The sequence below is a fragment of the Mycobacterium shinjukuense genome (assembly GCF_010730055.1).
Classification (GTDB): domain Bacteria; phylum Actinomycetota; class Actinomycetes; order Mycobacteriales; family Mycobacteriaceae; genus Mycobacterium; species Mycobacterium shinjukuense.
Map to the genome: position 1 here is coordinate 4,136,565 of NZ_AP022575.1, position 14,876 is coordinate 4,151,440.

Sequence of the window (14,876 nt, forward strand, 5' to 3'; positions counted from 1 at the left end):
ACACCCCCAACGGGTCACAAGAACCGGGCTAGCGTGTGGGCTAGTGTCCGATCGCCGTCGATGCGAACGGCAGGATGAACGTATCGTGTTTCGAGGCAGAAAGTCTCGGGTTTGTCCACGACATCGGTGGTATTCAGCACGCCGTGTCAGCAGCCAACTCCGTCAGCACCAGCCGCAGTACGCGCACGGCACCGGCCTTGTCCAGTGGGTCGTTGCCGTTGCCGCACTTGGGGGATTGCACGCACGAGGGACAGCCTGCCGGGCATTCGCAGGCTTCGATGGCCTCGGCCGTGGCGCTCAGCCAGGTGCGCGCCTGCCGAAAGCCACGCTCGGCGAAGCCCGCCCCGCCCGGATACCCGTCGTAGACAAAGACACTGGGCAGACCGTCCGGGCCGACGGCGGTGGACATGCCGCCGATGTCGCCGCGGTCGCAGCTGGCCACCAGCGGCAGCAGGCCGATGGCGGCGTGCTCGGCGGCGTGCAACGAACCGGGGACCCGTGGGGCGTCAATTCCGCTGCTGGCCAAGGCGTCCGCAGTGACGGTGTACATGACCGCGGTGGTGGGCAAGGTGCGGTCTGGCATGTCCAGCTCGACGAAGTCGATCACCTGCCCGCTGATCCGACGGCGCAAGTAGCCGACGACGCGGTGGGTGACGGTCACCGGCACCAAACTCAACGTGACGGGCCCGACGGTGAACCGCTCCCCGGCTCCGGTTACCGCGACGTCGGTCACCTCGCGCGCGAACGTCGCATAACCGGGGTCCTCGGGGCGCACGAATGCCACCCCGTCGTCGAGATGCAGCGAGTCGACGACGTAACTCTCACCCCGGTGCAAATAGACCGCTCCCGGGTGGACCGTGGCAGGGGCCTGCGCGACACCGGTGCTGCCCAGCAGCCGTCCGGTGTCGGCCTCCACGATGGCGATCTCGCCGCCGATAGCGCCCCGAATATCCACCGCGGCGTGCGGCTGCACGCCCGGTGCCGGAAAGTACTTGCCGCCTCGCCGGCGCAGCAGCCCGTCGTCGACCAGGGCCTGGGCCACGTCAGCGGCACCCCATGACCGAACCTCGGCGTCCTCCAGCGGTAGTTCGGTTGCGGCACACAGTAGTTGGGGCCCAAGGAGGTAGGGGTTACCCGGATCGATCACGACACGCTCGACCGGCTTGTCCAACAATGCGGCCGGGTGATGGACCAGATAGGTGTCCAGCGGATCGTCGCGGGCGATCAACACCACCAGCGCGCCCTGCCCGCGCCGGCCCGACCGGCCGGCCTGCTGCCAGAACGAGGCGACCGTGCCGGGAAAGCCGGCCAGCACCACCGCGTCCAGCCCCGCGATGTCGACACCCGACTCCAGCGCGGTGGTGGTGGCCAGCCCGCGCAGCCGGCCCTCGGCCAACGCGCGCTCCAGCGCGGTGCGCTCCTCGGCGAGATAGCCCGCCCGATACGGCGCCACCGCGCCGGACAGCTGCGGGGCGATGTCGTCCAGCCGCGCCTGGGCGCCCAGCGCGGTCAGCTCCGCTGCGCGTCGCGACCGAACGAAGGTCAGCGTCTGCGCTCCCTCGACGATCAGGTCCGCCATCACCCGGGCCGCCTCGGCACCGGCGGACCGTCGCACCGGGGCGCCGTTCTCTCCGGTCAGATCGGCGCGCAGCGCGGGCTCCCACAACGCCACCGTGCGGGCCCCCTGCGGTGAGCCGTCGTCGGTGACCTCCGCGACCGGCTGACCGATCAGTTCGGCGGCCGTCACACCCGGCGAGGCCGTCGTCGCGCTGGTGAAGATCACCGTCGGCCAAGCGGCGTAGCGGGCGCACAACCGCAACAGCCGGCGCAGCACCAACGCCACATGAGAGCCGAAAACACCCCGATAGTAATGACATTCGTCGACAACCAGGAACCGAAGGTTGCGCAAGAACCCGGCCCAGCGGGCATGGTTGCGCAGCACCGACAGGTGGACCATGTCTGGGTTGGAGAACAGCCAGCGGGAGCGCTCGCGGGCAAAGCGGCGCACCTGCGCCGGGCTGTCGCCGTCGTAGGCGGTGGGCGCGACGTCGGCCAGCCGCGGCACGGCGGACGTCAGCGCATAGGCCGCGCGCACCTGGTCATGACCGAGCGCTTTGGTCGGCGACAGGTACAGTACCCGCGCCCGGGCGTCGGTGGCCAGCGCGTTGAGGACGGGCAGCTGATAGGCCATTGACTTGCCCGACGCCGTGCCGGTGCTCACCACCACATGACGGCCGGCGTGGGCCAGCTCCGCGGCGGCGACCTGATGTGACCACGGTGAGCCGATGCCGCGTTCGGCGAACGCGCGCACCACGTCGGGCTCGGCCCACCCCGGCCAGCCCCGCGGTTGCCCGGCCCGTGGCGGTAGCTCGGCGACATGGCGCAGCGGACGCTCGCCGGGCGGGCTGCCGGCGAGCGCGGCGGCCAGCAGCTCGCTGCCGAAACTCGCCATTCAAACGCCCTTCGAAATCCGTCTATGCCAAGAGTCTGTCGCCGACGCGATGAACATGGTTGACTGATTGCGGTCGCAGCTTCTGTGTTCGTGTCAAACTTTCGCAGGATCGACGTTGCGGCCGCGGTTCCTGCGAGGTTATCCGTCAGGGCAAGTTCCGGCGACTCGGCAAGGCATGGCGGTCGCGACGGGCCCGGGGCACCGAAAGGCGGTGCACCGCACCCAGAAGAAAAGGAAAGATCGAGAAATGCCACAGGGAACTGTGAAGTGGTTCAACGCGGAGAAGGGGTTCGGTTTCATCGCCCCCGAGGACGGTTCCGCGGATGTGTTTGTCCACTACACGGAGATCCAGGGAACGGGCTTCCGCACCCTTGAAGAGAACCAGAAGGTCGAGTTCGAGATCGGCCACAGCCCTAAGGGCCCCCAGGCCACCGGAGTCCGCTCCCTCTGAGTTACCCACACGAGCAGACGCAAAAGCCCCCAAAACGGTGCCGTTTTGGGGGCTTTTGCTATTGCTCGGCAGGCAACCCGCCCCCGCCGCGCCGGATGCCTGACGGCGCGAATCGACTTGCTGGCCTACTGTCGGGGGCGTGAGCCAGCTTTCCTTCTTCGCCGCGGAGTCGGTGCCGCCCGCGGTGGCGGACCTTTGCGGGGTGCTGGCGGCCTCCGGCCAGATCGTGCTGGTTGGCGCTGGCGCCCGGCTGTCGGTGGTGGTGGAGCAGCGCTGGCGCGCCGTCGCCCTGGCCGAGATGATCTGCGAGGCTGGATTGGAACCCGAAATCACCCGCACCGACGAGGGCACACCGTTGGTCCGGACGGCCGTGGACCCGTTGTTGTGCAGCATCGCCGCAGACTGGACCCGCGGGGCGGCCAAGACGGTGCCCCCGCGGTGGTTGCCGGGGCCGAGGGAGCTGCGGGCGTGGACGTTGGCGGCCGGCAGCCCCGAAGCCGACCGCTACCTGTTGGGGCTGGATCCGCACGCGCCGGACACCCATTCGCCGCTGGCGTCGGCGTTGATGCGGGTCGGCATCGCGCCCACCCTGATCGGCACCCGCGGCGCTCGGCCGGCGCTGCGGATCAGCGGCCGCCGCCGGCTATCGCGCCTGGTAGAGAACGTGGGGGAGCCCCCGGACGGTGCCGAGGCGTTGGCGCAATGGCCCAAGGTGTAGCGGCCGGCCACGGCCGGCGCTACGAGCAGTCGGTTTGCGCAGGCGTGCCCAAGGGTGCGAAATTGTCAGGTGCCCGCGGGGCGAAGGTACGGCGGCGTACCGGAATGTCACCGGAATTGCCCGGGACGTCCGGGGTCGACCTGCCATTCTTCCTGCGGGGCGGCTCCGCTCGGGGGCCGGCACGAGGGATGGAGCGTAAGCGCAGTTGGCTGACCCGAAAACAAGCGCGCGGGGTGGCGGCAGAAACGGCAGCGCCCGGCGACTCGTGATTGTCGAGTCGCCCACCAAGGCGCGGAAATTGGCCGGCTACCTGGGCTCGGGCTATATCGTCGAGTCCTCGCGGGGCCACATCCGGGACCTGCCCCGGGCCGCGGCCGACGTCCCGGCGAAATTCAAGTCCGAGCCGTGGGCCCGGCTGGGGGTCAACGTTGACGCCGACTTCGAGCCGCTCTACATCATCAGCCCCGAGAAGAGGAGCACCGTCAGCGAGCTGAAGGGCCTGCTCAAAAACGTCGACGAGCTCTACCTGGCCACCGACGGTGACCGGGAGGGCGAAGCCATCGCCTGGCATCTGCTGGAAACCCTGAAACCGCGCATCCCGGTCAAGCGGATGGTGTTCCACGAGATCACCGAGCCGGCCATCCTCGAGGCCGCCGAAAACCCCCGTGACCTGGACACCGACCTGGTCGATGCGCAGGAGACCCGCCGCATCCTGGACCGGCTGTACGGTTACGAGGTCAGCCCGGTGCTGTGGAAGAAGGTCGCGCCGAAGCTGTCGGCCGGGCGGGTGCAGTCGGTGGCCACCCGCATAATCGTGCAGCGCGAACGCGAGCGGATGGCGTTCCGCAGCGCGTCCTACTGGGATGTGCTGGCCACGCTGGACGCCAGCGTGTCCGACCCCAAGGCGCAGCCGCCGACGTTTTCCGCCCGGCTGACCAGCGTGGCCGGGCGGCGGGTGGCCACCGGCCGCGACTTCGACTCGTTGGGCGTGTTGCGCAAGTCCGACCAAGTTGTCGTGCTGGACGAAGCGAGCGCGACCGCGTTGGCCGCCGGGCTGCGCGGATCGCAGTTGAGCGTGGCCTCGGCGGAGGAAAAGCCCTACACCCGGCGTCCGTATCCACCGTTCATGACGTCGACCCTGCAGCAGGAGGCCGGGCGCAAGCTGCGGTTCTCCGCCGAGCGCACCATGAGCATCGCGCAGCGGCTGTATGAGAACGGCTACATCACCTACATGCGCACCGACTCGACGACGCTGTCGGAGTCGGCGATCAACGCCGCGCGCACCCAGGCCCGTCAGCTCTACGGGGAGGAGTTTGTCGCCCCGTCGCCCCGCCAGTACACCCGCAAGGTGAAAAACGCCCAGGAGGCGCACGAGGCCATCCGGCCCGCCGGGGAGACGTTCGCGACCCCCGACGCGGTGCGCCGCGAACTCGACGGCGACGAATTCCGGCTCTATGAGCTGATCTGGCAGCGCACCGTGGCCTCGCAGATGGCCGACGCCCGGGGCACCACAGTGAGCCTGCGCATCGAGGGCAGAGCCGGGGATCAACAGGTGGTGTTCGCCGCGACCGGGCGCACCCTGACCTTCCCCGGCTTCTTGAAGGCCTACGTGGAGACCGTGGACGAACTGGTCGGCGGTGAGGCCGACGACGCCGAGCGCAGGCTGCCCCATCTGACCCCGGGCCAACGGCTCGATGCCGTCGAACTCACGCCGGACGGGCACGTCACCAACCCGCCGCCCCGCTACACCGAGGCGTCGCTGGTCAAGGCCCTCGAGGAGCTGGGGATTGGCCGCCCGTCGACCTACTCGTCGATCATCAAGACCATCCAGGACCGCGGCTACGTCTACAAAAAGGGCAGCGCCCTGGTGCCGTCCTGGGTTGCGTTCGCCGTAATCGGTTTGCTGGAACAGCATTTCGGTCGACTCGTGGACTACGACTTCACCGCGGCGATGGAAGACGAGCTCGACGAGATCGCCGCGGGCAACGAGCGACGCACCAACTGGCTCAACAACTTCTACTTCGGCGGCGACCACGGGGTGCCCGACTCGGTCGCCCGCTCCGGGGGCCTGAAGAAACTGGTGGGTGTCAATCTGGAAGGCATCGACGCGCGAGAAGTCAACTCCATCAAGCTTTTTGATGACCGTGATGGCCGGCCGATCTATGTTCGGGTGGGCAAGAACGGGCCCTACCTGGAGCGCACGATCCTCGGTGAGGACGGCGAGCCGACACCGCAGCGGGCCAACCTCAGCGACTCGCTGACCCCCGACGAGCTGACGCTGGACGTGGTCGAGGAGCTTTTCGCCACGCCGCAAGAGGGACGCGTGCTGGGCGTGGATCCGGAAACCGGCCACCAGATCGTCGCCAGGGACGGCCGGTACGGGCCCTACGTGACCGAGATCCTGCCGGAGTCCGCGGTCGAGGCGGGCGATGAGTTGGCCAACAAGGGTAAGAAGGCCGCCGGCCGCAAACCCAGAAGCGGTTCGCTGCTTCGCAGCATGGACTTGCAGACGGTCACGCTCGAGGATGCGCTGAAACTGCTGTCACTGCCCCGCGTGGTCGGGGTGGACCCCGCGTCGGGTGAGCAGATCACCGCCCAGAACGGGCGTTACGGCCCGTACCTGAAGCGCGGCACCGATTCTCGCTCGTTGACCACCGAAGAGCAGATGTTCACCATCACGCTCGAGGAAGCGCTGAAGATCTACGCCGAACCGAAACGTTCCGGCCGGCAACGCGCTTCGGCTCCGCCGCTGCGTGAACTGGGGATCGACCCGGCGTCGGGCAGACCGATGGTCATCAAGGACGGGCGGTTCGGGCCGTACGTCACCGACGGTGAGACCAACGCCAGCCTGCGCAAGGGCGACGACGTGCTGTCGATCACCGACGAGCGCGCCGCCGAACTGTTGGCCGACCGCCGCGCCCGGGGGCCGGCGCAGCGGGCCGCCAAGAAGAGCCCGCGCAAGGCTGCGGCGAAAGGGGCGGCCAAGCGCAGCTAGCAGCTAGCCGCGCAGCTCGCTGGAGACCTCTTCGGGCTCGCCGAAACCCTCGTCGGGTTGGCTGGAACCCTCGTCGGCGGCGGCCAAAGTCAGCGGTCGAGCCAGCTGGGTGGGTGCGGTGCGCCCGCGCAGCTCGACGACCTCACCGACATCCCAGCACAACGCCTCGGCGTCCAGGGCGCCGCTGACCGCGATCGCCGACGCCAGCACGTGGCCCTCCTCGAGTTTGGCCAGCTCGGTCAGCCGTGCGGCCTCGTTGACCGGGTCACCGATGACGGTGTACTCGAAGCGGGCCTGGGCGCCGATGTGGCCGGCGATGGCCCGCCCGGCCGACACGCCGATACCGAACTCCGCCGAACCGAGCACCGGGAGGAGCTCGTCGTGCAGCTCGCGTGCGGCCGCCAGGGCACCACCGGAGGCGTCCGGGTGTTCGATCGGGGCACCGAAGATCGCCAGGGCGGCATCGCCTTGGAACTTGTTGACGAATCCGCCGTGCCGGCCGACCGTGTCGACCACCACCCGGAAGAACTCGTTGAGCAAGCTGACGACCTCGGCGGGCGGCCGCGTCGCGGCCAGCTGGGTGGATCCGACCAGATCCACGAACAGCACCGCGACGTCGCGTTCCTGCCCGCCCAACTCGGTGCCACGCTCGAGGGCCCGGCGCGCCACGTCCTCGCCGACATAGCGACCGAACAGGTCGCGCAGCCGCTGCCGCTCGGACAGGTCGCGCACCATGTCGTTGAAACCGGATTGCAAAAGACCCAGCTCACTGGCGTCGTAGATCTGCATGTGGGCGTTGTAGTTGCCGCGTTGCACCTCGCTGAGCGCCCAGCGCAGCTGGCGCAGCGGGTCGGCGATCGACATCGACACCAACAGCGTGCTGATCGACCCGATGCCCAGCGCCGCCAACGCCAGCAAGAGGATGGGGTTGAACAGCTTCTCCGGCGCGGCATGCAGCAAGGAGATCTTGTCGGACACCACGGCCAACACGATCGCCAGCAGCGGCACCGCGGTGGACAGGATCCAGGTCAGCATCAGCCGCAAAATGACGCCGGGTGCCTTGACGTTCTCTGGCACCCCGCTGCGCAGTGCGGCGACGGCAACGGGCCGCAACACCCGCTCGGACTGCAGGTAGCCGATGATCGCGGTGGCGGTGGCGCCCAGCGCGGTGGCGACCGCGACGACGGGAACCGCGTAGCGGGCCACCGACCAGCTGGCAACGATGAAGATCACGCTGCCGATGCACCAGGACACCACGCTGATCAACGTCCGGTAGAACGGCATGCGCAGCGCGCGAGTGCGGGCCAGCTCGGTGGTCGCCGGATCCGCCGCGGCGAGCAGATTGTCCCGCCGCTGCCACCGGAACACCGGCATCAGCAGCTTGAGGCTCCAGGCGAAACCCGCGAGGAACAACACGATCACCGAGGTGAGGAAGATCGTCAGGTTCAGCGGTGGCAGATCCTGCAGCTCTACCCGGTCCTGCGGCGGCAGGCCGTAGCGCAGGAACCCGAGCACGAAAAGGCACCCGATGATGTCGGCCTGCAACATGCTGAGCGAGAACAGCGGCCAGGGGGTGCGCACCACCCACCGAACGAATGCCGTGATCCGTCCGGGAAGTGCCGCCGCGGTAGTCACTAGCCCACCGTATCGGGCAGCGGGGACTCGTCGGAAACCTACGCGTGCCCCGGCACGTCGCCCCGGGAAGACGAAACACGCCGCAAGATCACGGAATTGTTGCGAAACGGATCCCGATCGGTATCTGTCGGCGACGGTGGCTACCGTTGCCGATGATGTCCGGGGTGTTTACGCGGCTGGTAGGCCAACAGGCGGTGGAAGCCGAGCTGCTGGCGGCGGCCCGATCCGCCCGCGGTGATACGGATCACAGCTGCACCGGCGGCGGGTCTATGACACATGCCTGGTTGATCACCGGCCCCCCGGGTTCGGGGCGCTCGGTGGCGGCCTTGTGCTTCGCGGCGGCGCTGCAGTGCACTTCGGAGACCGAGCCCGGGTGCGGGCGTTGCCGGGCATGCACGACGACGATGGCCGGCACGCACGCCGACGTGCGGCGGGTGATTCCCGAAGGCCTGTCCATCGGGGTGGACGAGATGCGCGCCATCGTGCAGGTCGCCTCACGCCGGCCGACCACCGGGCGCCGCCAGATCGTGCTGATCGAAGACGCCGATCGGTTGACCGAGGGAGCCGCGAACGCCCTGCTCAAGGTCGTCGAGGAGCCGCCGGCGTCGACGGTATTTGTGCTGTGCGCGCCGTCGGTGGACCCCGAGGACATCGCGGTCACGCTGCGATCCCGGTGCCGTCATGTGGCGCTGCTGACCCCGTCGACCGCCGCGATCGCGCGGGTGCTGATCGAGGGTGACGGGCTGGACGCCGAGACGGCGAACTGGGCGGCCTCGGTCAGTGGTGGCCATGTGGGCCGGGCGCGCCGGCTGGCCACCGATCCGGAGGCCCGCCGGCGCCGCGAGCGGGCGTTGGGCGTGGTGCGCGACGCGGTCACCCCGTCGCGGGCATACGCCGCCGCCGAGGAGCTCGTCGCCGCCGCCGAAGCCGAGGCGGTGGTGCTGACCACCGACCGTGCCGAGGCCGAGACCGAAGAGCTGCGCACGGCTCTGGGCGCCGGTGGCACCGGCAAGGGCACCGCCGGCGCGACCCGCGGCGCGACGGCCGCGCTGAGGGATCTGGAGCGGCGGCAGAAATCCCGTCAGACCCGGGCGGCGCGCGATGCGCTGGACCGGGCGCTAATCGACTTGGCCACCTATTTCCGGGACGCGCTGGTGGTGTCGGCGAAGGCGGGGGGAGTACGGGCCAACCACCCGGATATGGCCGACCGGGTGGCTGCCCTGGCCGCGCACGCTGCCCCCGAGCGGCTGCTGCGCTGCATCGAGGCCGTGCTGGAGTGCCGGGAAGCGCTGGCAATCAACGTCAAACCCAAGTTCGCCGTCGACGCCATGGTCGCGACCATCGGGCAGGAACTGCGTTAGCGGGTTAGGCGCGCATGCCCGCCTGCCGTAGACTCGTGGCGCCCGGCCGCCTTAGCTCAGTCGGTAGAGCGATTCACTCGTAATGAATAGGTCAGGAGTTCGATTCTCCTAGGCGGCTCCAACTTCTTCGCGCCGAGTGTCACCCGGCGCAGGCCCATCGTCTAGGCCACCGAGGGTCCGCGGGGCGTTGGGCACGAAACCCACGCAGGACCATTCCCTGGGCAACCCAGGCAAAGTGGCCACCTACTCCCCGCACTCGTCGTATCGTCCCTTACCTATTCACGGGGCGGCCTGCGCGGTTGTGACCGGGCTGCGCAAGGTCGGTGAGGAAGGCAGAGGCTGGAATGAATTTCTCGGTGTTGCCGCAGATCAATTCGGCGCGGATTCGTGCCGGTGCGGGGTCGGGGCCGATGCTGGCCGCCGCGGCGGCCTGGGATGGGCTAGCCGGCGAGCCGAGTCCGGCGGCGGCCTCGTTTTCGACGGTGACCGCGGGGCTGGTCGGGGCGACGTAGCAGGGCCCGGCGTGGGCGGCGATGGCGGCCGTCGCCGCCCCGTATGCGGGGTGGCTGGACGCTGCAGCGTCCCGAGCCGCGGGCGCGGCGGCGCAGGCCAAGGCGGCGGCCGCCGTCTATGAAGCGGCGCGGGCGGCCATCGGGCATCCGGTGATGGTCGCGGCAAACCGCACGCGGCTGGTGTCGCTGGTGAGCTCGAACCTGTTGGAGCTCAACGCCCCGGCGATCGCGGCCACCGAGGCCGAATATGAGGCGATGTGGGCCGAGGATGTGGCCGCGATGGTGGGTTATCACGGCGGGGCTTCGGCGGCCGCGCAGTTGAACATCCTGGCAGCAGTCGCTGCAGGCGCTGCCGGTCCAGGTGGGCTTGAACCTGGGCATCGGAAACACCGGCAACTTCAACGTGGGCGGCGGCAACACCGGTAACACCAACCTCGGCAGCGGCAACACCGGCAGCTACAACGCGGGCAGCGGCAACTTCGGCAACAGCAACATCGGTAGCGGCAATTTCGGCAACGGCAACATCGGCTTGGGGAACCTCGGCAACTCCAACCTCGGCTTCGGAAACCTCGGCAGCAACACCTTCGGCCTCGGCAACAACGGCAGCAACAATATCGGCATCGGGCTCACCGGCAACAACCAGATTGGCATCAACCCCGCGCTGAACTCGGGCAGCGGTAACGTCGGCTTCGGCAACTCGGGCAAACCCGGGCAGCATGAGTTCGGGCGGTTTCAACGAGGGCATTGGGCAGGCGGGTTTCTTCGGCTTGTGAGGCGTGGCCGCTGGTTCGGCGCAGCGGGCGTCCTGTCAGGCCGGCGCCAGGAATCCCACCGGCCCCGACGCGAGGCACACCGCCAGCGCAGCCGTGTTGGCTTGCACGGTGATGGCATCTCCGGCGCCGGGCAGCCGAGTGTAGACCCGGTTCAGGCCCGGGTGCACCGGAACCCTGGTCGCTGGTCCGTCGGACAGCGACAGCGTCATCGAGCCGTCGCTGTTGGCCAGATAGTTGAGTTCGACGGTCCAGTCGGCGGGCAGCAGCGGCCCGTCGAGGACCAGCCGGGCCGGCCGGTCCGGCTGCGCGAAGTAGCCGCACCGTGGCAGCGGCCCGGGAACGATCCAGCGGACCCACGTCACTTTCCCGTCAACCAGCCGGCCCTCGCTGGTGAACATCCTCAATCGTGTTGTCGCCGAGGCAAATTCGGGCCGGTCGCGCAGCAGCGCGAACATGTGGCTGGCCAGGTTCTCCGGCCAGGCCACCCGCTGCAGCACCAGTGGATCGACTTCCTGGTCGAGCAGCGGTGTATCGGAGGGGGCCGCGGCCAGGGCGGCTCGTGCGTTTTTCAGGTAGGGCTCGGCGGGGTTGTCGCGCCAGCTGGTCAGAAACGTTGCCGTCGAGTACAGGCTGCTGGCCACGAACAACACCGCCGCAACGGTTGTCACCGCGGTGCGGGCCCGTGCGCCATCCAACCAACGCGCGCCGGACGGCCGGTTGGCCGCGCCCAACGCCACGGCGGCCAGCATCGCCAGCACCACCACCAGATCCGGGAAATACCGCAGCGTCTGGGCCAATTCGAGCGCGGTGAACCGTGACGAACGCATCAGATAGATCGGCACCTGGCAGGCGACGGCATAGCCGGCCGCGGTCAGCCACACCGGGCCGATGCGCCGCTTGCGGATCAGCGACACGCCCAGCGCCGCAACCAGTGCCAGCCAGCCGAGCGCCATCACCGCCGGCGGCGGAGTGGCCCACGGCGATGACGGTGCCCAGCGTTGCCAGGCCCACGGCCCGCCGGCCAGCCCCGGCACGATGCCGTGGGTGATCGACCGGGACAGCAGATCCCACGTCATCGACAGATCCCAACTCCACCGCCGCTGATCCACCACCGCCAGATACAGCACCGCCCAGGCGGCGGTCAGCCCCAGTGACGGGATCCACAGCCGACCGCCGCCCCGCCACACCGTCCGCAGCGGGCTCGCGTCACCGCCCACATGGCAGGTCAGTGCGGCCACCGTGAAGGCGACGAACGGGATCACCGCGGCCTTCTCGAAGAACAGCAGCCCGGCCAGGTAGGCCAGCAGGCCGGTCGCCGCGTACCGGCGATTGCCGGTGCGGATCAGCAGGATCGCGTCGGCGCACACCCACGCCAACGCCGCCAGCATCGGCAGCGAGTTCAGCGCCGCCGACCACCACGCGAACCCCGGCACCCCCAGCGGCGTGAACAGCGCAAACGCCAGCGGGATCAGCAGCGCCGGGCGCCAGCCGAGGATCGCGTGCAGCGCGCGCAGCAGGGCCAGCGACGCCAGCAGCTGCAACACCACCAGGCTGACCGCCGGCCCGGTCCACACCAGCGGAGCCAGCCGGATGATCGCCCCGGCGACCAGGAATGCCCCCGGCATCAGGTGGCCGTCGTGGTCGTCGAACAGGTACGACGGCGACAGCACGGCCTGGGTGCCGGCCCGCCCCACCAGAATCAGGTCGTCCCAGTAGAAATAGCCGCCGAACGCCAACGCCGCGCGAATCACCAGCTGCACGGCCACGAGGGCGGCGGCGACCAGAACGACCCGCCGGTATGGTGGGCCGGTGCGCGCACTGGTCACCGGGGCAGCCGGTTTCATCGGGTCGACGCTAGTGGACCGTCTGCTGGCCGACGGTCACACGGTGGTGGGACTGGACAACTTCGCGACCGGCCGTGCGACCAACATCGAGCACCTGGCCGGCAACCCGGCACACGTTTTCGTCGAGGCGGACATCGTGACCGCGGATTTGCATGCCATTCTCGACGAGCATCGGCCCGAGGTGGTGTTTCACCTGGCGGCCCAGATCGACGTCCGGCGTTCGGTGGCCGACCCGCAATTCGACGCTTCGGTCAACGTCATCGGCACGGTACGGCTGGCCGAAGCGGCGCGACGCACCGGTGTCCGCAAGGTGGTGCACACCTCGTCGGGCGGATCCATCTACGGCGTCCCACCGCAGTACCCCACCCCCGAAACAGCGCCCACCGACCCGGCATCGCCGTACGCGGCGGGCAAGGTGGCTGGCGAGATCTACCTGAACACCTTCCGGCATCTTTACGGACTGGACTGCTCGCACATCGCCCCCGCCAACGTCTACGGCCCCCGCCAGGACCCGCACGGTGAGGCCGGTGTGGTGGCCATCTTCGCCCAGGCACTGTTGGCGGGTAAGCCCACCAAGGTGTTCGGCGACGGCACCAACACCCGCGACTACGTGTTCGTCGACGACGTGGTGGACGCCTTCGTCAAGGCGTCCGGCGACGCGGGCGGGGGGCTGCGCTTCAACATCGGGACCGGAGTGGAAACCTCGGACCGGCAACTGCATTCGGCGGTCGCCGCGGTCGTCGGGGGACCCGACGACCCGGAGTTCGCTCCGCCGCGGCTGGGTGACCTGAAGCGCTCCTGCCTGGATATCGGCCTGGCCGAACGGGTTTTGCGGTGGCGTCCACAGGTTGAGCTGGACGACGGCCTGCGTCGTACCGTGGAGTACTTTCGGACAAAAGCATGCTGAGGCTGGTGGGCAAATCGCCGAGCGTGCTCTCAGGGCGAAGGATCCGCGAAAAGTTCGCCGTGGCTTCACGCTCGGCGCGCACGCTAGAGCCGTTCGGGCACCTGGGCGCTTCCGAGCGCGATGGCGCGTGCGAGTCGGGCGTAGCGCAACTCCAGATCCTTGAACCGCATGTAGGTGCTCAGCGTGGTGAAACTGAACGCCATCACCAGCGCGTAGAGCATCAGGTCGGTGCCCCGGTTCACCCCGAACCAGTGCGCGACGACGGTGGTGTCGTCCGGCCGCAGCACGGCATAGATACCGGCCAGCACGAACACGACGTAGCCCACCTTGACCCAGGCTTTGGACCGCGCGCTGCGCCGGGACCGCAGCAGGTAGAACAACAGCGCGATGATCGAGCCGATCAACAGCACCTGGATCCAGTTCACCGTCGCATCCTCCCTCGTAAAAACCCGTCGAAAATGATGTTGACGCCGTTGAGCAGCGGCTGTCCCTTCGACTTCGAGTAGTCGGTGTAGAGCACCTCGACGGGCTCTTCGACCACGCGCCAGTTGTTTTCGGCGATCAACATGATGATCTCGGTGGCGTGGCTCATCCCGCTCATGGTGATGTTCAGCCCGTCGGCCACCTTCTTGTTGAACACCCGCAAGCCATTGTTGGTGTCGGTCAGGCCAAGCCGGCGACCGCGCCGGCTCAGCCGCGCCGCGGTCCGCAGCACGATCCGCTTCAGCAGCGGCGGCCGGCTGCCGGCAGGCCGGCCGAACCGAGTACCGATCACGACGTCGACGTCACCCGCGCAGAGCCGGTCGACCATGGCCGCCACGTCTTTGACACGATGCTGGCCGTCCGCGTCGAACGTGGCGAAGATCTGGGCACCGGGCTGCTTGCGGGCGTACTCCACGCCGGTCTGAATGGCCGCGCCCTGGCCCAGATTGATCGGGTGGCGCACCAGATGCGCCCCGGCCCGCCTGGCGATCTCACCGGTGCCGTCGGTGCTGCCGTCGTCCACGCAGACGACGTTGTCGAAGACCGACCGCACATCGGAGATGACCTCGCCGATCACGGTCGCTTCGTTGAAGGCTGGGATGACGATCCAGACGTCGCGGTATTGCGTTTCGATGCCCCACAAGGTACACGCTGGTCGGGCACCAAGGTGTCCCGCGCGCCAAGGCCACCGGCCCGACGTCGACTCCGTCGTCGGATCACCCGGGCCGACGATTCCGCGGGGTCG

The 14,876-nt window shown here is 68.9% G+C and carries 10 protein-coding genes, 1 tRNA gene and 1 pseudogene; 7 read left to right on the forward strand and 5 right to left on the reverse strand.

The annotated features are described in order from the left end of the window. Positions 1 to 133: 133 nt before the first annotated feature. Complete coding sequence (locus G6N20_RS18710) at positions 134 to 2,452, reverse strand: DEAD/DEAH box helicase (RefSeq protein WP_083051292.1); 2,319 nt, start codon at positions 2,450 to 2,452, stop codon at positions 134 to 136. Between the two features lie 247 nt (positions 2,453 to 2,699). Here G6N20_RS18710 and cspA point away from each other — a divergent pair, with 247 nt between their 5' ends. From cspA to topA, 3 genes are all read left to right on the forward strand, one after another. Beyond that, complete coding sequence (cspA, locus tag G6N20_RS18715; protein WP_003419650.1) at positions 2,700 to 2,903, forward strand: cold shock protein CspA; 204 nt, start codon at positions 2,700 to 2,702, stop codon at positions 2,901 to 2,903. 139 nt (positions 2,904 to 3,042) lie between these two features. Further along, a complete protein-coding gene (locus tag G6N20_RS18720) occupies positions 3,043 to 3,621 on the forward strand; it encodes a hypothetical protein (protein ID WP_083051289.1) in 579 nt (192 codons plus the stop codon). A gap of 205 nt (positions 3,622 to 3,826) precedes the next feature. Further along, positions 3,827 to 6,616 carry a type I DNA topoisomerase gene (gene topA / locus G6N20_RS18725; RefSeq protein ID WP_083051286.1) on the forward strand — a complete coding sequence of 930 codons (2,790 nt, stop codon included), beginning with the start codon at positions 3,827 to 3,829 and terminating at the stop codon, positions 6,614 to 6,616. 3 nt (positions 6,617 to 6,619) lie between these two features. Here topA and G6N20_RS18730 read toward each other — a convergent pair whose 3' ends face one another. Then, complete coding sequence (locus tag G6N20_RS18730; protein ID WP_142272173.1) at positions 6,620 to 8,251, reverse strand: adenylate/guanylate cyclase domain-containing protein; 1,632 nt, start codon at positions 8,249 to 8,251, stop codon at positions 6,620 to 6,622. 155 nt (positions 8,252 to 8,406) lie between these two features. Here G6N20_RS18730 and G6N20_RS18735 point away from each other — a divergent pair, with 155 nt between their 5' ends. The 3 genes and pseudogenes from G6N20_RS18735 to G6N20_RS21530 all read left to right on the forward strand — a co-directional run. Next, on the forward strand, positions 8,407 to 9,612 hold the full coding sequence (locus tag G6N20_RS18735) for a DNA polymerase III subunit delta' (RefSeq protein WP_142272172.1): 1,206 nt from the start codon (positions 8,407 to 8,409) through the stop codon (positions 9,610 to 9,612). A gap of 45 nt (positions 9,613 to 9,657) precedes the next feature. Next, a tRNA-Thr gene (locus G6N20_RS18740) sits at positions 9,658 to 9,733 on the forward strand. Positions 9,734 to 9,956: 223 nt separating this feature from the next. After that, positions 9,957 to 10,926: pseudogene (locus tag G6N20_RS21530) on the forward strand (PPE family protein); the annotation flags it as partial. 6 nt (positions 10,927 to 10,932) lie between these two features. Here the strand turns inward: G6N20_RS21530 and G6N20_RS21535 are convergent. Next, positions 10,933 to 12,741, reverse strand: a complete 1,809-nt coding sequence (locus G6N20_RS21535) for a hypothetical protein (protein ID WP_179961490.1) — start codon at positions 12,739 to 12,741, stop codon at positions 10,933 to 10,935. Between G6N20_RS21535 and G6N20_RS18750 the strand changes: the two genes are divergently transcribed. Next, positions 12,707 to 13,648, forward strand: coding sequence for an NAD-dependent epimerase/dehydratase family protein (locus G6N20_RS18750; RefSeq protein WP_083051280.1), 942 nt, complete (start codon positions 12,707 to 12,709; stop codon positions 13,646 to 13,648). The genes G6N20_RS21535 and G6N20_RS18750 overlap by 35 nt on opposite strands. A gap of 83 nt (positions 13,649 to 13,731) precedes the next feature. On the opposite strand, the gene G6N20_RS18755 is transcribed toward G6N20_RS18750, so the two are convergent. Further along, entirely contained in the window at positions 13,732 to 14,073 is a 342-nt protein-coding gene (locus G6N20_RS18755) for a DUF2304 domain-containing protein (protein WP_083051277.1), read from the reverse strand. Beyond that, on the reverse strand, positions 14,070 to 14,774 hold the full coding sequence (locus tag G6N20_RS18760; RefSeq protein ID WP_083051274.1) for a glycosyltransferase family 2 protein: 705 nt from the start codon (positions 14,772 to 14,774) through the stop codon (positions 14,070 to 14,072). Before G6N20_RS18760 ends, G6N20_RS18755 begins: the two co-directional genes overlap by 4 nt. Between the last annotated feature and the right edge of the window lie 102 nt (positions 14,775 to 14,876).